The organism is Hydrogenibacillus sp. N12 (genome assembly GCF_019645935.1).
GTDB lineage: Bacteria > Bacillota > Bacilli > Thermicanales > DSM-22653 > Hydrogenibacillus > Hydrogenibacillus schlegelii.
The window spans coordinates 1803136-1821502 of record NZ_CP080953.1 but is presented as its reverse complement, the minus strand read 5'-3'; the positions used below and the strand labels follow the sequence as shown (position 1 = coordinate 1821502).

At 68.2% G+C, this 18367-nt stretch carries 17 protein-coding genes; 14 read left to right on the top strand and 3 right to left on the bottom strand.

Annotated elements, in window-relative coordinates; all coding sequences use genetic code 11:
- The first annotated feature begins 4 nt into the window (after positions 1 to 4).
- Together K2M58_RS08555 and K2M58_RS08550 are read left to right on the top strand one after the other, a co-directional pair.
- Positions 5 to 544: a GreA/GreB family elongation factor gene (locus K2M58_RS08555; protein WP_220677216.1), complete on the top strand. Its 540-nt coding sequence runs from the start codon at positions 5 to 7 to the stop codon at positions 542 to 544.
- 37 nt (positions 545 to 581) lie between these two features.
- Complete coding sequence (locus tag K2M58_RS08550) at positions 582 to 1403, top strand: SDR family NAD(P)-dependent oxidoreductase (protein WP_211258094.1); 822 nt, start codon at positions 582 to 584, stop codon at positions 1401 to 1403.
- A gap of 67 nt (positions 1404 to 1470) precedes the next feature.
- On the opposite strand, the gene folB is transcribed toward K2M58_RS08550, so the two are convergent.
- From folB to K2M58_RS08535, 3 genes are all read right to left on the bottom strand, one after another.
- A complete protein-coding gene (gene folB, locus K2M58_RS08545; protein WP_252393424.1) occupies positions 1471 to 1869 on the bottom strand; it encodes a dihydroneopterin aldolase in 399 nt (132 codons plus the stop codon).
- A 203-nt stretch (positions 1870 to 2072) separates the two neighbouring features.
- On the bottom strand, positions 2073 to 3383 hold the full coding sequence (locus K2M58_RS08540; RefSeq protein WP_066198068.1) for an NCS2 family permease: 1311 nt from the start codon (positions 3381 to 3383) through the stop codon (positions 2073 to 2075).
- A 157-nt stretch (positions 3384 to 3540) separates the two neighbouring features.
- On the bottom strand, positions 3541 to 4176 hold the full coding sequence (locus K2M58_RS08535; protein WP_169816876.1) for a DUF7847 domain-containing protein: 636 nt from the start codon (positions 4174 to 4176) through the stop codon (positions 3541 to 3543).
- A 255-nt stretch (positions 4177 to 4431) separates the two neighbouring features.
- Between K2M58_RS08535 and miaB the strand changes: the two genes are divergently transcribed.
- The 12 genes from miaB (at position 4432) to K2M58_RS08475 (ending at position 18360) form a co-directional block, all read left to right on the top strand.
- Positions 4432 to 5898, top strand: coding sequence for a tRNA (N6-isopentenyl adenosine(37)-C2)-methylthiotransferase MiaB (gene miaB, locus K2M58_RS08530; protein ID WP_252393613.1), 1467 nt, complete (start codon positions 4432 to 4434; stop codon positions 5896 to 5898).
- A gap of 220 nt (positions 5899 to 6118) precedes the next feature.
- Positions 6119 to 6613: a YlbF/YmcA family competence regulator gene (locus K2M58_RS08525; protein WP_220677215.1), complete on the top strand. Its 495-nt coding sequence runs from the start codon at positions 6119 to 6121 to the stop codon at positions 6611 to 6613.
- Positions 6614 to 6746: 133 nt separating this feature from the next.
- On the top strand, positions 6747 to 7286 hold the full coding sequence (gene cotE, locus K2M58_RS08520; protein WP_066197803.1) for an outer spore coat protein CotE: 540 nt from the start codon (positions 6747 to 6749) through the stop codon (positions 7284 to 7286).
- A gap of 2 nt (positions 7287 to 7288) precedes the next feature.
- Positions 7289 to 8593, top strand: a complete 1305-nt coding sequence (locus K2M58_RS08515) for a putative amidoligase domain-containing protein (RefSeq protein ID WP_220677214.1) — start codon at positions 7289 to 7291, stop codon at positions 8591 to 8593.
- A complete protein-coding gene (mutS, locus tag K2M58_RS08510; protein WP_220677213.1) occupies positions 8593 to 11385 on the top strand; it encodes a DNA mismatch repair protein MutS in 2793 nt (930 codons plus the stop codon). Before K2M58_RS08515 ends, mutS begins: the two co-directional genes overlap by 1 nt.
- A gap of 107 nt (positions 11386 to 11492) precedes the next feature.
- Positions 11493 to 13520 carry a DNA mismatch repair endonuclease MutL gene (gene mutL, locus K2M58_RS08505; protein WP_066197794.1) on the top strand — a complete coding sequence of 676 codons (2028 nt, stop codon included), beginning with the start codon at positions 11493 to 11495 and terminating at the stop codon, positions 13518 to 13520.
- A gap of 28 nt (positions 13521 to 13548) precedes the next feature.
- A complete protein-coding gene (locus K2M58_RS08500) occupies positions 13549 to 14367 on the top strand; it encodes a class I SAM-dependent methyltransferase (RefSeq protein WP_169793292.1) in 819 nt (272 codons plus the stop codon).
- Positions 14364 to 15344: a tRNA (adenosine(37)-N6)-dimethylallyltransferase MiaA gene (gene miaA, locus K2M58_RS08495; RefSeq protein ID WP_220677212.1), complete on the top strand. Its 981-nt coding sequence runs from the start codon at positions 14364 to 14366 to the stop codon at positions 15342 to 15344. The genes K2M58_RS08500 and miaA overlap by 4 nt, the downstream gene beginning before the upstream one ends.
- A gap of 37 nt (positions 15345 to 15381) precedes the next feature.
- Complete coding sequence (gene hfq / locus K2M58_RS08490) at positions 15382 to 15642, top strand: RNA chaperone Hfq (RefSeq protein WP_220677211.1); 261 nt, start codon at positions 15382 to 15384, stop codon at positions 15640 to 15642.
- A gap of 177 nt (positions 15643 to 15819) precedes the next feature.
- Positions 15820 to 16440: a genetic competence negative regulator gene (locus K2M58_RS08485; RefSeq protein WP_220677210.1), complete on the top strand. Its 621-nt coding sequence runs from the start codon at positions 15820 to 15822 to the stop codon at positions 16438 to 16440.
- 169 nt (positions 16441 to 16609) lie between these two features.
- Complete coding sequence (locus K2M58_RS08480) at positions 16610 to 17920, top strand: Glu/Leu/Phe/Val family dehydrogenase (protein WP_220677209.1); 1311 nt, start codon at positions 16610 to 16612, stop codon at positions 17918 to 17920.
- 233 nt (positions 17921 to 18153) lie between these two features.
- Entirely contained in the window at positions 18154 to 18360 is a 207-nt protein-coding gene (locus tag K2M58_RS08475) for a hypothetical protein (protein ID WP_220677208.1), read from the top strand.
- Positions 18361 to 18367 lie beyond the last annotated feature (7 nt).

Here is an 18367-nt window from a genome sequence, read left to right as displayed (position 1 = left end):
AGCGATGAGCAAAGCGTTTTTGAAAGACGACCTTCCGAACGAGCTGTTTATCGTGCCGCCCCTTGCCGACCTCCCGCCGGGCACGCCGAACCGGGTGACGCCGCGGGGACTCAAACTTCTGGAGGAAAAACGCGCCGCGCTCGAAGCGGAGATCGAGCGATGGCGCGCCGAACACGCCGAAAGCGATCCGGCGGTGCCGGTCCCGGCCGTGCTCTATGAACGCCTGAACGAAGTGCAAAAGCGAATCGCCGAGGCGGAAGTCGCCCCGCCTCCGGCGGCCCCGACGGACGTCGTCCAGTTCGGAGCGACGGTCGTTGTCGAGGGGATCGGCGGTGAATTTGCCGGCGAGCGGTGGCGCTTTACGATCGTCGGCGTCGACGAGGCGGCGGAGTTTTGGGAGGACGACCTCGTCGCTTTTACCGCGCCGATCGCGCAGGCCGTGCTCGGGCGAAAGCGGGGCGACGAGGTGTGGTTTTCGATCGAGGGGCGGAAGCAGCACCTCCGGATCGTCGGCGTCGCTTACGGCTCGGATGACGGTTCATGATGAAAAGCTTGCTCGGGTCTGAAAGGGGGACGGCATGATGCGACCATCGATGCGACCCGTGAACAAAAGTGAGGCCGGGCGGCGTTTTGTCGGCAAAGTGGCCGTCGTCACCGGCGCGGCCCGGGGCATCGGCCGGGAAGTCGCCGTGCGGCTGGCGGCGGAAGGCGCGCGGGCGGTGTTTTTGCTCGACGTCCGCGAAGCGGAAGGGCGGGAGGCCGAGCGGGCGGTGGGCGAAGCCGGACGGGCGTTCGGCACCGTGGCGCGGTGGCTTCGCGTCGACGTCGCCGAACCGGGCGAGGTCGAACAGGCGGCGGCCGCCGTTCGGGCGGCGTTTCCTTCGATCGATGTGCTCATCAACAACGCGGGCACAAGCGGCCGGCCGCTCGGCGACGGACCGGTCCATCGGGTGGCGGTCGAGACGTGGGCGAGGGTGCTCGCGGTGAACCTGACCGGCGTTTTTCTCGTCTCCCGGGCGTTCATCCCCCTCATGCTGGAGCGGGGCGGAAGCATCGTGAACGTCGCCTCCGACGATGCCCTCGTCGGCCAGGCGGCGCCGAACGACACCCACGCCTACACCGCGAGCAAAGGCGGCGTGCTCGCCCTGACGCGGGCGATGGCCGTAAGCTACGCCCCTGGGATTCGCGTCAACGCCGTGGCCCCCGGCTGGGTGCGGAGCCCGATGACGGAAGACCTCTTTGCCCGGCCTGACGTCGGCGAGCGGCTGGCGGCGGCCTCGCCCCTCGGCCGGGCGGCCGAACCGGGGGAGATCGCCGAAGCGATCCTTTTTCTCGCCTCCGACGCGGCGTCGTTCATCACCGGGACGACGCTCGTCGTCGACGGCGGCGCGACGATCTGGTGACCGGCGGCGCCGGTCGGGAGGCGGTCGATGCAGCCGGAGCGCTTCGGCGCGCCGATCGGGGGGACGGTCAGTGCGGCCGGGCCTCCTGGGGACGCAGGCGCCGGACGGTGACGCCAACGGCCGAAAGCGCCCCGGGAAAGGGCGGGTCGAGCTTCCGCACGGTGCACTCCGCCGCCGCGACCCGCGGATCGAAACGGAAGCACGCCTCGACGATGTCCCGGGCGACCGCCTCGAGGAGGTTTTTGGGCGGTCCCTCGACGATGTCCCGGACGAGGGTGTATATTTTTTCATAATCGATCGTTTCGGCGAGGGCGTCCGTCTCCCCGGCTCGGGCGAGGTCGACCGTCAGGCGAAGGTCGACGGTAAAGCGCCCGCCTTTTTCTTTTTCCGCCGGAAAGACGCCGTGCCGGCCGAAAAAGAGCATCCCTTCGAGAAACACCGTATCCACCGGTCCGTGTCCGTCCATGGGCGGCGAACCTCCTTGGTCCTCGACGGTGATAAAAAGGCGGCCGTCAAATGCGGCGATGAACGGCGGCCATAAAAATGCCGCCCGGCGAAACCGGCCTCCGTGCGCCGGGCGGATGGATCGGCCCTCCTCGAACGATCCCGACGGCGTCGCCATGCGCTCCGTCGGCCGGGCGGACGGATCGGGTCCTCGGCCGCTTGACCTCAGACGTGCGGCAAAAAGAGAAGCTGCACCAGAAACAACGCGGCAAACAGCCAGAGAAGCGGATGGACCGTCCGCCCTCGACCGGAAAAGAGCATCAAGAGCGGGTGGGCGATGAAGCCGAGGGCGATGCCGGTGGCGATGCTCGACGTAAGCGGCATCGTGAGGGCGATGAGAAAGGCCGGGAACGCCTCTTCGAACCGGTCCCAGCGGATGTGCCGCAGACTTTGCAGCATGAGGCTCCCGACGACGATGAGCGCCGGCGCCGTGATCGCCGCCAGGCCGGCAACGGCGGAGACCGCCGGGGCGAAAAAGGCGCTCAGGATGAAGAGCGCCGCCACGACGACGGCCGTAAGTCCCGTCCGGCCGCCGGCGGCGACGCCGGTGGACGACTCGATGTAGGCGCTCGTCGGGCTTGTGCCGAGCATCGCGCCGACGGTCGTGGCGACGGAATCGGCGAGGAGGGCGTGCTGGACGCGGGGCATCGTGCCGTTTTTGAGGAGCCCCGCCTGTTCGGCCACGGCGATCATCGTCCCCGTCGTGTCAAACAGCGTCACGAGCAAAAACGAAAAGACGACGGCATACAGGCCGTGTTGCACGACGTCAAAGACGGCCTGCCACGGGCTTTCGAACACGAGCCACTCCGGCATGCTCGGCACCGAGACGAAACCGTCGTCGAAGCGGAGCATGCCGAGACCGTAGGCAACGGCGCCGGTGAAGACCATGCCGAAAAAGAGCGCTCCCGGCACGCGAAGGACGAAGAGGACGGCCGTGACGAGGAGCCCGCCGAGGGCGAGGGCCGTCGCCGGCGCCCGGAGGTCGCCGAGGGTGACGAGGTTTTCCGGGTGTTTGGTCACGATGCCGCTCAGCCTCAGGCCGATGAAGGCGATGAAAAGCCCGATGCCGGCGGTGATGCCGTGCTTCAGATTGTCCGGGATCGCCCGGATGAGGGCTTCCCGGAAGCGCGTCAGCGAAAGCAGCAAAAAGAGCACACCGGCGACGAACACCGCTCCGAAGGCGACGTCGTACGGCACGCCGGCGCTGCCGGCGACGGCGAAAGCGAAGTAGGCGTTCATCCCCATCCCGGGGGCGATGGCGATCGGATAGTTCGCGAAAAGTCCCATCCAGAGCGTTCCGATCACCGTCGCGAGGATCGTCGCCATGAACACCTGCTGAAACGGCACGCCGGCCTGGCTCAAGATGATCGGGTTGACGACGACGATGTAGACCATCGTGAGAAACGTCGTCACACCGGCCAGGACCTCTCGCGGAACGTTCGTGCCGCGGGCGCGCAGTTCAAAGCGCTTTTCCAGTCCGTTCACCCTGACCCCTCCATGGAAAATGTTCCGTTCCGGCCCGTACGGTCGCGGCCATAATACCGAACGTTGACCAGGCCAGGAAGAATAATATTCGTCATCTAGGAGGGGGAACAAGCCTCATTTTTTGCCTTCCGTTCCGGTCTGCCGGTCGTCAGGGGCGGGAAACTTTTTCCTCGATCGGAGGGGTTTCGGCGAGCCGCGCGTAATAGTTCGCCTGAAAGGCGGTGGCCAGCGTCGCCGCCGGCAAGATGCCGATCAGAAGGGCGATGAATCCAGCGACCAGGACGAGAAACTGGACGAAGAACAGGCCGAGGATGCCCCAAAACTGCCCTTTCGTAAGCTGCCAGCTTTTGGAGAGCGCTTCCAGCGGTCCGAGGCCGTCGGCGATGGCGTACGGGAAAAACGACAGCCGAACGAGGAGGTAGAGGCCCGGAAGGATGAGCAGGAGAAAGCCGACGGCCACGACGGCGCCGTACAGCAGGCCGGCGGCGAGGTACTTCCAGAAATCGAGGGGATAGGCGAGCACCTCGCCGACCTGCGGCCGCTCTCCCCGCACCGCTCGGAGAAAGGTGAGATAATACCCCCGGGAGAGGATGGCGGTGAGGAGGACGCTCACGACGTTCGACCAGAGGCCGGGGGCGTCGGCCCCGTACAGGTTCCGTTCGTACACCAGGATGATCTCCGCCGGGATCAGGACGAGGGCGGTAAAGAGGAGAAACGCGCCGAGGAGCGGCCAGAAGCGGTTCGCCCACGCTTCGAAGCCGCCGGAGAGGACCCGACCGAGCACGGTCGTCGCTCCTTTCGCAAGGCAGTATGAAAATTTATCCATTGCCAGCATAACGAAAAACGTTCCGGCGATCAAGCGTAAGACGGGCCCTTTGTGTTATAATCCGATGAGATGATTTCACGAAAGGAGCGAGCAAAAATGGAACGGGACGGCCGAACGGACTTAAAATCCGCGCCGGTCTCCCCCGCCATGGCCCGGCTGCCGCTCGACGTCCGGCTGGAGGCGGACGGCAAGGCCGTCGTCCGGGTGAAGGGCATGACCCGCCGGGCGATCATTCGCTCCGCGCCGGTCATCGACCTGAGCCGGAAGCGGAGCCGCGGCGAGGCCCCGGTCGTCTACTTCGACGGGGCGCTTTCGCCGGAGCTCCGCCGCCTCGGCGAGGGAAAGACGTACCTCATCTACACGTGGGGCTGTCAGATGAACATGCACGATGCGGAGACGATGGCCGGCATCCTCGAGCTCATGGGCTTTCGGCCGACGGAGGTGGAGGAAGAGGCGGACGTCATCCTCCTCAACACGTGCGCCATCCGGGAAAACGCCGAAGACAAGGTGTTCGGGGAGCTCGGCCGCCTGAAGACGTTGAAGGCGGAAAAGCCCGGCCTCATCCTCGGCCTCGCCGGCTGCATGGCCCAGGAGGAAGGCGTCGTCGCCCGCATCCTCGCCGAGCACCCCCACGTCGACCTCGTCTTCGGCACCCACAACATCCACCGGCTGCCGGTCCTCCTTCGGGACGCCCTCCTCGGAAAAGAAATGGTCGTCGAAGTGTGGAACATGGAGGGCGAGATCGTCGAGCGGCTGCCGAAGCGGCGCCAGGGCGGCCTCAAGGCGTGGGTGAACATCTCCTACGGCTGCGATGAGTTTTGCACTTACTGCATTGTTCCCTATACCCGGGGCAAGGAGCGGAGCCGGCCGCCGGAAGAGATCCTGGCGGAGATCCGCGACCTCGCCCGGCAGGGGTACAAAGAAGTGACGCTCCTCGGTCAGAACGTCAACGCCTACGGCAAAGACTTCCAGACCCGCCGGTACACCTTTGCCGACCTCCTGCGGGACGTCCGCCGCATCGACATCCCGTGGGTCCGCTTCACGACGAGCCATCCGCGGGACTTCGACGCGGACACGATCGAAGCCCTCGCCCTCGGCGGGAACCTCGTCGAGCACGTTCATCTCCCGGTGCAATCCGGGAGCGACCGCATCTTGAAGCGGATGAACCGGAAGTACACCCGGGCAGGGTATCTCGAACTCGTCCGGGCCCTCCGGGACCGCATTCCGGGCGTCTCGCTCACGACGGACCTCATCGTCGGTTTTCCCGGCGAGACGGAGGCCGACTTTGAGGCGACCCTCTCCCTGGTCGAAGAAGTCGGTTACGACGCGGCGTTTACCTTTATTTATTCCCCGCGGGAAGGGACGCCGGCGGCGAAGATGCCGGACGACACGCCCCTTTCGGTGAAAAAGGCCCGCCTCGCGGCGCTGAACGAGCGGATCGCCCGCATCGCCTACGAAAAGCAAAAGACCCTCGTCGGGAAGACGCTCGAGGTGCTGGTCGAAGGGCCCAGCAAAAAAGATCCCGGCGTCCTCACCGCCCGCACCCGGACGAACAAGATCGTCCACCTCGCCGGAGGGCAGGAGCTCGTCGGCCGGTTCGTCCGAGCGCGCATCACGCAGGCCAGGACGTGGACGCTCTACGGCGAAGTCGTCGACCAGAAGGCGCCGGCGCTCGTCTGAGCGCCGGCGAAGGATCACCGGCGACCCGCGACCTTCCGGCGCTCCGGATCGCCCGCGGCAGCTCTGGTCCGACCGTCGGGCCGGATCTGAGCGCCGAAGAAAGCGGTCGCCGCGGGGATGCGATCGCGGCCGGGACCGCGCCGCCGGCATGGGTTTTCGGCCGGGGCCGCCGCCGACGAATGAGCTCGCCGAACGCCAAGCTTTCGGGAGGGGAAGGCCGATGTCCCAGGTGCCGGCGCCGGAGGGCGCTCGACGTTTTCCGCTTCGTTCCCGGGAAGAGATCCTGGCCAAAGCCCGGGAGCTTGCCGATTTTATCGCTCAGTCGGAGGAAGTCCGCTTTTATCAGCTCGCCGAACAGAAGATCAAGGCGAACGGCCGCGTCTCTTCCCTCATCGCCGAGATCAAGCGAAAGCAAAAAGAGGCGGTCAACGCGGAGCACCTCGGCAAGAAGGCCTATCTCGAGCAGGTCGAGGCGGAAATCCGGGCGCTCGAAGCGGAGCTCGATGCGATTCCGATCGTCCAGGAGTTTAAGGCGGCCCAAACGGAGGTGAACGACCTCCTCCAGCTCATCACGACGACGATCGCCAACGCCGTGACCGACCGCATCATCGTGGACACCGGCGGTGACGTCCTGAGCGGCCGGTCGGGCCGCCTGCCCCCGGACGACGTGGCGGCGCTTGAGGCGGCGCTCCGGGAGCGGGATCGGATCGGCTGACCGGTGAATCGACTGCCCCGCGCTCGGTCGCGGGCGCAAGCCGGCCCATCGGGCCGGCTTTTTTCGTCTTCACCCCCGACAAGCGCCCTGCATAGAGATGTATCGACCGCTCCGGAGGGGGGAAGCGAAGACGATGGCGACGAATGAAACGGAGATGGCATCCCGGGAGATCATCACCAAAGCGGTGGTGGCCCGGGGAAGCCGCCTGAGCCAGACCACCCACCAGATCGCCACGCCGCACGCGCCGTCAAGCATCCTCGGCTGCTGGGTGATCAACCACACGTTTGTTTCGCATAAAGCCGGCGATGAAGTGGAGGTCAAAGGCGCGTACGACATCGACGTCTGGTACTCGTACGACGACAACACGAAGACGGAAGTGGCCAAGGAGACGGTCCAGTACGTCGAGCGCATCCCGCTTTCGTTTCTCGACAGCGAAATCATCGGCGACGCGTTTGAGGTGCGGACGCGGGTGACGGAAGCGCCGAACGCCGTCGAGGCGAAGGTCCACGGCGCGGGTGCGCAGGTGGTCGTCGAAAAGGCCTTTTCGACTGAGGTGATCGGCGAGACGAAGCTGTGCGTCTACGTCGCCCCTTCGTGCGGTGAGGTGGATGACGAAGAGGAAAAGGACGACGGCTTCGACGACGGGGAAATCATCATCGAAGATCTCCGCTGACGATGACGCAGAACGACGGAGCGTTCCGCCCGGCGGAGCGGGCGGCGCTCGCCGCCGCCGGCATCGAGGTCGGCGCCGCCGGGCCGGCGGCCGCCGGGACCGCCCGCCTGCTTCGCATCGTTCTGGACGGCCGAACCGTCGCCTGTGCCGAGCCGCCGGATTTTTACCGCCGTCTGCTCGAAGCGTTCACCCGGGACGCGCCGGGGGAGGGGTCCCGGGCGGCCGACGTTGACCGGCTGCGGAGGGGCGGCGACCGCCGGGCGGCCCGGCTTGCGCTCACCGCCTGGCGGGCGATGTATCTTCTCGGCCGGGACGCCGGCGAGGTCATCCTCCTCGACGCCGGCCGAAGCGGCCGCATTGTCGCCGTCCGGCCGACCGCGAGGGTCGGCCCGACCGGCGGGACCGCCCCGCCTTCGGCCGGCGGGACCGTTCCGGCTCCGGCGGGGGCAGGCGAAGGCGGGCTTCGGTTCGGCGCCGATCTGGAATGGCTGATCGTTGACGCCGGCGGCAGGATCGTCCCGGCGTCGCTTTTGTTTCCGGAGGCGGGTCCGATCGGGACGGACCGGCAGGTCGTCCGGGGGCGGTCGGGGCGCGCGCATCGCCCGATTGCCGAACTCCGGCCGGCGCCCCAAGATCGGGCGGAAGCGGTCGTCCGGGAGGCGGCGTCCCTGTTCGGACAGGCGATCGCCGCCGTCCGTCGGCGGCTCCGGCGGCCGTTTGCCGTCCGGGCCGGGGCCCGCCCGACGGGGAGTCTGTCCCTGGGGACCCACCTGCACGTAAGCGGCATCTTGCCGGAGCACCGGCTTCTTCGGGCGCTTGATCGGTACGTGGCGCTGCCGTTTTTTTGTCTGGAAGACCCGGCGGGCCGCCGTCGGCGCCCCCGTTACGGCGGCCTCGGCGATGTGCGCCTGAAGGCCCACGGCGGGTTTGAATATCGGACGCTGCCGAGTCTCTTCGTCGATCCGGCGCTCCTCTGGGCGGCCTTCGCGCTGGCGGAGGCGGTCGTCCGATCGCAGGCGGCACTTCCGGCGGATCCGCTTCCCCCTGCGGTCGTCCGGGGGTACTATGCCGGCGAGGACGCCGTCGTCTGCCCGGAGGCCACGGCGGCGCTTCGGCGGCTTCAGGCGGTCCTCCGCCGGCGGGACGGAGGCATTCCGGAGGCGCCGGCCGAGGCGGGGCTTCGGGCGATTGCGGTGCTTCAGGCGCGGATGGACGCCGGGTGGCGCTGGCGGGAGGCGGACGACGTCCTCGCCATGTGGGGCGGCGATCCGGCCGGGCCGTGGACGGGCTTTGCGGGTGTGGTATAATGGCCTCGGTGACGGCCATGGCGGACGGACTGACGCCGATGTTTCAGCAGTATCTGGAGCTCCGCCGGCAGGTGCCGGATGCGCTCCTTTTTTTTCGCCTCGGCGATTTTTACGAGCTGTTTTTCGACGACGCGCACGTGGTGCACAAGGTGCTGGGGCTCACGCTCACCGGTCGGGACGGCGGCCGGGAGCGGGTGCCGATGTGCGGCGTGCCGGTGCACGCCGCCGAAGGGTATATCCGGACGCTCCTCGAGCACGGTTATAAGGTCGCCATCTGCGAGCAGGTGGAAGACCCGAAGACCGCCCGAGGCCTTGTCCGGCGGGAGATCGTCCGGATCATCACCCCGGGGACGGCCGTCGAGGAGGGGCTCGTCGACGACGGGCCGGGTCATCTGGCGGCGGTGTACGGCCGGGAAGGCGCGTACGGCGTGGCGTTCGTCGATGCCACGACCGGCGACGGGGCGGTGCTCGCAGAGCGTTTGCCGACGCTTCAGGCGGTTGCCGAAGAACTGATCGCCTTTCGGACGCGGGAGGTGCTCGTGCCGGCGGCGGCGCCGGAGGGGATGCAGGCGTTTTTTGCCCGGTTGGGCGTTCCGGTGACGCCGTTTGATCCGCCCGGGGCGCCGGAGGCACGGGAGGGGTCGGACCCGGCGGCGTTCTGTCCGCCGGAGGCGCCGCCGCCGGCCCGAACGGCGGCGGAAGCCCTCTACGCCTATGTGCGGCGGGTTTACCCGGCGCTCGTTCGGGCGCTCCGGCCGCTTCAGGCGTACCGCCGGGATCGGACCCTCGTCCTCGACCCGTACACACGGGCGAACCTGGAACTTTTCCGCCGGAAGCGGTCCGGGGAGGCGGCGGGGAGCCTCTTTCAGGTGATCGACTGGACGGAGACGCCGATGGGGCGGCGGCGACTCGCCCGGCGGCTCGAACGGCCCCTCGTCGACGGGGCGGCGATCGCCGAGCGGCTTAAGGCGGTGGCGTTTTTCGTTCGGGAGGGGCTCCTCCGGCACCGGGTGCGGGAAGCGCTGCAGGCGATGTACGACCTGGAGCGGCTTACGGCGCGGCTTGCCCTCGGCACGCCGTCCGGCGGTGACCTGGCCCGGCTCCGGGAGACGCTTCGGGCGGCGCTTCGCCTTCGCGCGGTGCTTTCGTCGGCGGAAGGGGCACCGATGGTCGTCCGGGCCTTTCTCGCCGCGGAGGCGGCGCCGATCGAGGCGGCGCTCGAGCTCCTCGAGCGGGCGCTTCCGGATGAGCCGCCGGCCGCCCCCGGCGAAGGCCGCTTTTTCCGGCCGGAGTACGATGCGGAGCTCGACCGCCTTCGCGCGGTGCTCGAAGAAGGGTCGGCGTGGCTTCGACGCTACGAAGCCGAAGAGCGGGAGCGGACCGGGATTCGGTCGCTCAAGGTCGGCTACAACAAGGTGTTCGGCTACTACATCGAGGTGACGAAGGCGAATCTCGACCGGGTGCCGCCGGAGTACGTCCGCAAGCAGACGATCGCCGGCGGCGAGCGGTATGTGACGGAAGCGCTCCGGGCGTGGGAGGAGGCCGAACGGGAGGGGGTTGAGCGGCTCGAAGCCCGGGAGCGGGCGCTGTATGCGGAGCTGATCGGACGGCTGCAGGCAAGCGGCGAGGCGTTCCGGGCCCTCGCCGACGGACTGGCGGAGCTCGACGTCGCGGCGGCGCTGGCGGAGCTTGCCGTCCGGCGACGGTACGTCGAACCGGTGATCCGGGACGACGGCCGGATCGTCCTTCGCGGAAGCCGGCATCCGGTCGTGGAGGCGGTCCTGCCGGAAGGCCGGTTCGTCAAAAACGACGTCGTGCTCGACGATCGGCGCCGGATCCTCCTCATCACCGGGCCGAACATGGCCGGAAAGAGCACGCTCATGCGACAGGTCGCTTTGGCGCAGATTTTATTTCAAATCGGCAGTTTCGTGCCGGCGGATGCGGCGGAGCTCACGCCGGTGGACCGGATCTTTACCCGGATCGGCGCCGCCGACGACCTCGTCCAGGGGGAAAGCACGTTCCTCGTGGAGATGAAAGAGGTCCGGCTTGCGGTGACGGAGGCGACGCCCCGAAGCCTCATCCTCATCGACGAGCTCGGCCGGGGGACGTCCACGGAAGACGGCATCGCCATCGCTCACGCGGTGATCGAGTACATCCACGACGTCGTCGGCGCCAAGGCGCTCGTGTCGACCCATTTTCACGAACTGGCGGCGCTTGAAGGCCGGCTTTCGGGCCTGGTGAACGTCCACATGGGCGTCGAGGTCGAGGCGGAGCGGATCATCTTTACGTATCGTCTCCGCCCCGGGGCGACCTCCCGCTCGTACGGCATCGCCGTCGCCGCTCGGGCCGGGCTCCCGGAGCGGATCATCCGCCGGGCGGAAGCGCTCGTCCGGCGCTACGGCGGCCGGACGCCGGAAGAGCAGCCGACGCTTTTTGACGGCGGCGGCTCGACCACGGTCGAGACGGCCAAGCGGATGATCCCGGACGAGACGACCGACCGAACGTCTCCGGCCGAGCCGGTCGACCGGACGCCCGCGGCCGCCGGTGCGAAACAGGAAGGCGAAAGCCCGGCGGTGGCGGCGGCCCTCCGGGTGGCGGAAGCGATCCGGCGGCTTCCCCTCGAGCGGATGACGCCCCTGGAGGCGTTCGACCGGCTCCGTGAGTGGCAGGCGGAGCTCGGTGCCGCCAACAAAGCTCCCGTCGCCGATGCGGCCGCCGAAAGCGACGGGCCGAAGCGCTCGACGGGGCCGGAGAAAACACCGAAAAACGCCCGGCCGCCGGCCGGGCGGTGAACCCGTCGGGAGGGCCGCCTGCCCGACGAGCGTCCGTCGGGCAGGCGATCATCGCGGGCGGCCGGGGCTCGACCGGGTCTTGGGCGGCTCGGTGAAGGAGGGAGACGATGGGGCGGATCGTTCGGCTCGGTCCGGAAATTGCCAACCAGATCGCCGCCGGCGAGGTGGTGGAGCGGCCGGCGTCGGTCGTCAAGGAGCTCGTCGAAAACGCCCTCGACGCCGGCGCCCGGTCGGTGGGCGTCGAGATCGAGGGCGCGGGGCTTCGGCGGATCGCGGTCGTCGACGACGGCGAGGGGATGACGCCGGACGATCTCGTGGCGGCGTTCGATCGGCACGCCACGAGCAAGATCCGCGATCTTCGCGATCTTGAACGCCTGACGAGCCTCGGCTTCCGCGGGGAGGCGCTCCCGAGCATCGCCGCCGTCGCCCGGGTCCGCCTCACGAGCCGGCCGCCGGAGGCGCCGACGGCGTGGACGATCGAGGCCGCCGGGGGCGTCATCGGCCGTCCGGCGCCGGCGGAAGGGGCGTTCGGCACGGCGGTGGAGGTGCGGGATCTCTTTTTCAATACCCCGGCCCGGCTCAAATTTTTAAAGTCGGGCAAGACCGAGGTCGGCCACATGGAGGACGTCGTCGTCCGGGAAGCGCTGGCGCGGCCGGACATCGCCTTCCGGCTGGCCGTCGACGGCCGGGAGCGGCTGAAGACGGCCGGTGACGGCCGGACGGAACACGTCGTCTTGCAGCTCTTCGGACCGGACGTCGCCGCCGGGCTGATCCCGGTGGAAGAGACCGCCGGCGACGTGAAGGTGGCCGGGTTCGTCGGCCGGCCGGAGCTCGCCCGGCGGTCGAAGCCGCTCTACATGTTCGTCAATCGCCGGCCGGTGCGGGCGCCGCTTTTGGTCAAAGGAGTGTTGGACGCGTACGAGACGCGCCTTTTGCGGGGGCTTTATCCGTACGCGATTCTCTATCTTGATCTCAACCCGACGCTGATCGACGTCAACGTCCACCCGGCCAAGTGGGAGGTGCGGTTTGCCGACGAAGGGCACGTGCTCGGCCTCGTTCGCCGGGCCGTCGGACGGGCCCTCGATCGGGCGCGGCTCATCCCGTCGGCGGGATGGCCGACGGGCGACCGGCGGCCGCCCGGGCGACCTTCCGGCGACGATCCGGCCCCTTCGGCTGGCGTCGGGGAACACGGCCGCACCGGGGTTCCGTTCGGGCCGATCTTTCGCGAGACGGGCGATCCCCCCCGGTCGGACCGACCGGCGCCGAAGCAGAGCGGCCGTTTTCCCCTTCCGGATGCCTTTTCTCCGGGCGTCGTGCGGGAGGCGTCGGCCGCCTACGGCGCCGCCGGGGCGAACACCGGGCGGCGACCGTCTTCCGGCGCCGCTTCGGGGGATCCGGGCGGGATGCGGCCGGCGGTCCGGGCGCTTCTTGCGGCGATGCGAGACGGCCGGGGGGATCGGGCGGCTTTTCCGCTTCCGACGGCCGATGAGGGGCGCTTGGCGCCGGAGACGCCGGAGCCGGTCGGGACGCCGGAGCCGGCCGGGGCGGGCGGGGAAAAACAGCCGTTTCCGACGCTTCGGCCGCTCCTTCAGTTGTACGACGCCTACATCCTCGCCGAAGGGGAGGACGGGCTGTACATCGTCGACCAGCACGCGGCCGAGGAACGGGTGCGATATGAGGCGCTCAAGCGCCTGGCCCGAGCGGGGGGAGGGGGGACCGTCCGGCCGCTCGTGCCGATCGAGCTTGCGCTTACGCCGGCGGAGGCGCGAGCGCTGGCGTCGGCCCGGTCGGCGCTTCAGGCGCTCGGGTTTGAGCTGGACGCGGTGGACGGCCGCATCGCGCTGACCGGATATCCCGCCTGGGTGGAGGAGGAGGCGGCCCGGGCGCTCCTCATCGCCGTCTCCGACGGCGAGGCAGCAACGGTGGAGACGCTCCTTCACGTCATGGATGAGGCGCTGAAGACGAAGGCGTGCAAGGGCGCCCTCCGGGCCAACCGGCGGCTCGGCGACGCTTCGATGGCGGCTCTTCTCCGGGCGCTGGCCGAAGCGGAGGAACCGTACACCTGCCCGCACGGCCGTCCGGTCCTCGTCCGGCTTGGTCCGGAGACGCTGGAGCGCTGGTTTCGTCGGCGTTAAAGGGGGTGCGCGCGGAACGAGGATGAGCGTGACGGAGCGCTACTTTTTCACCACGGCCCTCGAGGCCGATCGGGAGACGCTTCGGGCGGCCCGGGCTCTGGCCGAGCGGTACGGCCTTCCGTTCGTTCCTCGAAAAAAACGATCCCTCCGGTCGCTCGTCGAAGAGCGGCAGGCGGACGGGGCGTTCGTCTACGGCGCCGACGGCCTCCGGCTCGTCGATTCGGACGGCGGCGAAACCCGTTTCCATCCGGGGACGGCGGCCGTCCGTATAAAGCGCCTACGGGCCGGAGAGACTGACCCTATGGTGGAATTTGCCAGACTCGCCGCCGGTGACCGGGTGCTCGACGCCACCGCCGGGCTCCTTCACGACGCCCTCGTCGCGGCCTACGCCGTCGGTCCGGAGGGGGAGGTCGTGGCGGTGGAAAAAAGCCTCCCCCTCTACATCCTCTCCGACGCGGCCGTCCGCCGTCCGCCGGACCATCCCCCGGCGGTGCGGGAGGCGCTGCGGCGGATCCGCCTTGTCCACGGCGATCACCGGGCGGTGCTGGAGGCGATGCCGGCCCGGTCGGTGGACGTCGTACTGTTCGATCCGATGTTTCGGCGGCCGGTCGCCCGTTCTCTGACGTCGAACCGCCCGCTCTATCGATTTGGCGCGCCGGATTCGCTTTCCCCGGAGGCGTATCGGGCGGCGCTTAGGGTCGCCCGGAAGGCGGTCGTCGTCAAGGAGCGGCCGGAGGCCGAAGTGTTCCGCCGCTTCGGCCTTGAAGTGCTGCCGCGAAAGGCGTCGTTTACCTTCGGCCGCCGGCTCGTCGGCGCCGCGGCGGTACCCGAAGGAGAAAGGCGATGACGGGTTCGGAGGCAGGCGGGCGGCCGGACGGGGTGCTCATCGCCCTCGTCGGTCCGACGGCGGTCGGAAAGACGGCGCTTTCCCTCGAGCTGGCGGAGCGGTTTGACGGCGAGATCGTCTCCGCCGATTCGATGCAGGTCTATCGCGGAATGGACATCGGGACGGCCAAGGCGACGCCGGAGGAGCGGGCGCGGATCCGGCACCACCTGATCGACGTCGCCGATCCCCGGGAGCGGTATTCCGTCGCCCGGTATCAGCGGGAGGCGCTCGCCGCGATCCGGGACATCCAGGCCCGGGGAAAGGTGCCGTTTCTCGTCGGCGGCACCGGCCTTTACGTCAATGCGGTCGTGTACTATCCGCAATATCGGTTTGCGCCTGGGAGCCCCGGGGCGCTCCGGAGACGGCTGGTGGAACGGGCCCGGCGGGAGGGCGCCCACGCCCTCTGGCAGGAGCTTTCGAGCCGGGCGCCGGAGGTGGCCCGGCGCATCCCCGCGGGCGACGTCCGGCGGATCGTCCGGGCGCTCGAGATGCTGGCGGGGGAGGGGGCGGGGCTTTTGCCCAATGCGCCGCCGCCCGAGCGAAAAAGCCCGTTTCATCTGCTTATGATCGGACTTACGATGCGCCGGGAGGCGCTTTACCGGGCGATCGAGGCCCGGGTCGAGGCGCAGATCGCCGCCGGGCTTCTGGATGAAGTCCGGCGCCTCCTCGCCGCCGGCGTCCCTCCGGAGGCGACGGCCCTTCAGGCGCTCGGCTACAAGGAGCTCCTCGGCGTCGTCCGGGGCGAGGAGTCGCTGGAGGCGGCCGTCGCGCGGATTAAACGGCGGACGCGGCAGTATGCCAAACGGCAGCTCACGTGGTTTCGCCGACTTCCGGACATCGAGTGGGTGCCGTGGGATGAGGACGTGCGGCCGGATTCCCGCCAAAAAATTTTTGCCCGCGTAGCAGGACATCTCGCCGCCGACGGCGAAAGCATATAGAGAAAAGAAAGATAGACTCAGAGGAGGATCGGCCACCATGAGCCGCTCGGTCAACATTCAGGATGCCTTTTTGAACACCCTGCGGAAGGAGAACATCCCCGTCACCGTCTATCTGGTGAACGGCTTTCAGCTGCGGGGCCTCGTCCGCGGTTTCGATAACTTTACCGTCATCATCGAGACCGAAGGACGGCAGCAGCTCGTCTTCAAACACGCCATCTCCACTTTTGCGCCGGCGAGAAACGTCAACCTTCAGCAGGCCCAGGCGAAGGCGGAGGCGGACGGAGACGCGAACGCGTAGGCGCCCCCTTCTTTTTGCCGTTTACGGATTGCCAGACCCCTGATATAATAAAATCGGTCCCGTCTAGGCGTGCCGCCTCCGCGATGGGAGGCGGATCGATCCGGCGCCCGGCCGGGGGAAGAGGGGGCCGGTCGGTGGCCGCGAGGCGGCGCCGCCGGCAAAAAGGAGGGGACGCGGATGCGCATCGAACGGATCGCTCCGGACAAGGTGCGCTTTTTCCTCACGCTCGACGACCTCTCGGAACGGAACATCGACAAGGACGATCTCTGGAAGGATCTGCCGAAAGTCCACGAATTGTTCAATGATATGATGGAACAGGCTTACTATGAGGTCGGCTTTGAAGTGAGCGGCCCGGTGGCCGTCGAGGTGTTTGCGCTGCCGTCGCAGGGGATGGTGGTCGTCGTCTCCAAGGCGTCGGAGGAATCCGACGGGGAACCGTTCGACGGCGAGACGATCGAAATGGAGGTCACCCTTGAGACGCGGGACGACATCGCCTGCGCGTTTCGGGACTTTGAGCATCTCCTGGCCGCCGTCCGGCGCGTGCGGTCCGTCGTCGGGCCGGCAGGGCGGCTCTACCACTACAAGGGGCATTACGTGCTCTACTTTGAGCCGCTGGCGCTCGACGAGGCGGATTATGAAAAGCTCGTCGCCAACCTGGCTGAGTACGGGGATATCGTGCCGGTGACGATACACGTCCTGGAAGAATACGGGAAGCCGATCATCCCGGAGCGGGCGGTGGAGGTCCTCGGGCGGTACTTCGGGGAGGGCGGCCCGTTCGCCGACCCGGCCGGTCGCTGACCGGCCGGGTCCCCGGGTCGGCGGTGTTTCGTTCGGTCGCCTTGGGCGGAGGGCGGAGCGTCGATGCGCTCCGCTTTTTTTGTCCGTGGGCTTGCCGGGGGCTCGCTTGCGCCGCTTCGCCGTTGGTGTATACTTGTGGACGGAACGAACGCGATCCGAGGTGACCGGTATGGACAAGGGGGGGCGTCCGGCGGCGGCGCCGGAGTCGGCCTCGATCCGATCTCCGGCCGAAAGCCCTTCGGCGGAGACGAATCTCCTCGCCGAGACGCAGGCGATCATCAAAGAGGCGCTGCAAAAGCTCGGCTATCCCGATGCGATGTATGAGCTTTTAAAAGAGCCGCTCCGCTTTATCACCGTCCGCATCCCGGTGCGGATGGACGACGGCAGCGTGCGGGTCTTCACGGGCTACCGCGCCCAGCACAACGATGCCGTCGGGCCGACGAAGGGCGGCGTCCGCTTTCATCCGGACGTGACGCCGGATGAGGTGAAAGCGCTTTCCATCTGGATGAGCCTCAAGGCCGGCATCGTCGATCTGCCGTACGGCGGCGCGAAAGGGGGCATCGTCGTCAACCCGGCGGAGCTGTCCTTCCGGGAGCTTGAGCGCCTAAGCCGCGGCTATGTCCGGGCGATCAGCCAGATCGTCGGGCCGACGAAGGACATTCCGGCGCCGGACATCGCGACCAACGCCCAGATCATGGCCTGGATGCTCGACGAGTACAGCCGCATCCGGGAGCACGATTCGCCGGGGTTCATCACCGGCAAACCGATCGTCCTGGGCGGAAGCCAGGTGCGGGAGACGGCGACGGCCCGCGGCGTGACGATCATGATCCGGGAGGCGGCGAAGAAGGTCGGCATTCCCCTCGAGGGGGCGCGGGTCGTCATCCAGGGGTTCGGGAACGCCGGCAGCTACCTCGCGAAGTTCATGCACGACGCCGGCGCGAAGGTGATCGGGATCTCCGACGTCTACGGCGGCCTCTACGACCCGGCCGGGCTCGACATCGACCGGCTGTTGGAGATGCGGGATTCGTTCGGCACGGTGACGCGGCATTTTAAGGATACGATCACGAACAAAGCGCTCCTCGAGCTCCCGTGCGACATCCTCGTCCCGGCGGCGGTGGAAAACCAGATCACGTCGGAGAACGCGCCGAACATCAAGGCGAAGATCATCGTCGAAGCGGCCAACGGGCCGACGACGAGGGAGGCGACGCGGATCCTCACGGAGCGGGGCGTCTTCATCGTGCCGGACATCCTCGCGAGCGCCGGCGGCGTGACGGTGTCGTACTTTGAATGGGTCCAGAATAACATGGGATACTACTGGACGGAAGAAGAAGTGCTGGCGAAGCTGGAAGAAAAGCTCGTTCGGGCTTTTCGGAACGTCGTCGCCATGGCGGAAAGCCGCGGCGTCGACATGCGGCTGGCGGCGTACATGGTCGGCGTCCGGCGGATGGCCGAGGCGTCCCGCTTCCGGGGCTGGGTCTAGGCGAAACCGCGGGGAGGGCGCCGGCGGCGGTTTCGGCGGCGGGCGGAACAACGCGCTTCAGGGGCTTTCGGCCGTCCGGGCGAAAGCCTCTTTTTTACATCGCGCCCTTCATCCCGGCCGCGCCGATCGCCGCCGTCGCGGCGCTCAGGGGCGTCCGCTCGGCGCCGGCACCGCCGGCGGCCGGGCGACACATCATACAAAGAAACGGATCGGCGTCAAAGGAGGGCGGGGAGATGACGGAGGCGCAAGAACCGAAGCGCGAGGAGGGGAGTCGCGTGCGCCGCGAAAAAGTCCGCATCCAGTGCAACCGGTGCGGCGAGGTCTACATCCTCCGCGGGCGACGGAACAAATCCGGCGAGATCGAGACGGGCTTCGTCCAGTGCATATGCGGCAACACCGACGACTTTACGATCACGCCGCTGGAGCCGGCGGTGCGGTGAGACCGGC

Excerpts from the sequence above, each read along its gene's own strand:
- miaA (WP_220677212.1), top strand. The coding sequence starts at position 14,364 with ATGACGGGTTCGGAGGCAGGCGGGCGGCCGGACGGGGTGCTCATCGCC.
- miaB (WP_252393613.1), top strand. The coding sequence starts at position 4,432 with ATGACCCGCCGGGCGATCATTCGCTCCGCGCCGGTCATCGACCTGAGC.
- K2M58_RS08525 (WP_220677215.1), top strand. The coding sequence starts at position 6,119 with ATGTCCCAGGTGCCGGCGCCGGAGGGCGCTCGACGTTTTCCGCTTCGT.
- mutL (WP_066197794.1), top strand. The coding sequence starts at position 11,493 with ATGGGGCGGATCGTTCGGCTCGGTCCGGAAATTGCCAACCAGATCGCC.
- mutS (WP_220677213.1), top strand. The coding sequence starts at position 8,593 with ATGGCCTCGGTGACGGCCATGGCGGACGGACTGACGCCGATGTTTCAG.
- K2M58_RS08485 (WP_220677210.1), top strand. The coding sequence starts at position 15,820 with ATGCGCATCGAACGGATCGCTCCGGACAAGGTGCGCTTTTTCCTCACG.
- hfq (WP_220677211.1), top strand. The coding sequence starts at position 15,382 with ATGAGCCGCTCGGTCAACATTCAGGATGCCTTTTTGAACACCCTGCGG.
- folB (WP_252393424.1), bottom strand. The coding sequence starts at position 1,869 with ATGGACGGACACGGACCGGTGGATACGGTGTTTCTCGAAGGGATGCTC.
- K2M58_RS08475 (WP_220677208.1), top strand. The coding sequence starts at position 18,154 with ATGACGGAGGCGCAAGAACCGAAGCGCGAGGAGGGGAGTCGCGTGCGC.
- K2M58_RS08555 (WP_220677216.1), top strand. The coding sequence starts at position 5 with ATGAGCAAAGCGTTTTTGAAAGACGACCTTCCGAACGAGCTGTTTATC.
- K2M58_RS08550 (WP_211258094.1), top strand. The coding sequence starts at position 582 with ATGCGACCATCGATGCGACCCGTGAACAAAAGTGAGGCCGGGCGGCGT.
- K2M58_RS08480 (WP_220677209.1), top strand. The coding sequence starts at position 16,610 with ATGGACAAGGGGGGGCGTCCGGCGGCGGCGCCGGAGTCGGCCTCGATC.
- cotE (WP_066197803.1), top strand. The coding sequence starts at position 6,747 with ATGGCGACGAATGAAACGGAGATGGCATCCCGGGAGATCATCACCAAA.
- K2M58_RS08515 (WP_220677214.1), top strand. The coding sequence starts at position 7,289 with ATGACGCAGAACGACGGAGCGTTCCGCCCGGCGGAGCGGGCGGCGCTC.